The 259-nt window shown below is 51.7% G+C and carries 1 protein-coding gene; it reads right to left on the bottom strand.

All coding sequences use genetic code 11. The features are described from left to right. Nucleotides 1-22: 22 nt before the first annotated feature. Entirely contained in the window at nucleotides 23-238 is a 216-nt protein-coding gene (locus AAEY75_RS15920; protein WP_352260135.1) for a hypothetical protein, read from the bottom strand. Between the last annotated feature and the right edge of the window lie 21 nt (nucleotides 239-259).

The following is a 259-nucleotide window of genomic DNA, read 5'->3' as shown; positions in this document are numbered from 1 at the left end:
GCATTATATAGGCGACAGCAAGTCATCTAATTGAACGTTTTGCAGCACCCAATATTTGATCCGTACCTTTGCTCGCTGAATCACTTGCGGCTTTGCTACCGTTCGCCAACATGCCTTGAATCCCGTTGCCGACTGAATATCCTGCCCAGCTCATGGCCCCTAGAAACAGCATTGGTAGCACGATGAACATCGCCCCCATCACATACTCGATCACCTGTGCCGTGACGGTTCCATCCATGAAGCCGGATGTGGGCAGCGA

Origin of the sequence: Psychrobacter sp. TB55-MNA-CIBAN-0194 (assembly GCF_040309505.1) — a bacterium.
In the GTDB taxonomy this organism is placed as follows: domain Bacteria; phylum Pseudomonadota; class Gammaproteobacteria; order Pseudomonadales; family Moraxellaceae; genus Psychrobacter; species Psychrobacter fozii.
This window is presented reverse-complemented; position numbering and strand designations above follow the sequence as displayed.

What these genes read in the sequence shown, in the direction of transcription:
- AAEY75_RS15920 (WP_352260135.1), bottom strand. Translation starts at nt 238, where the DNA reads ATGGATGGAACCGTCACGGCACAGGTGATCGAGTATGTGATGGGGGCG.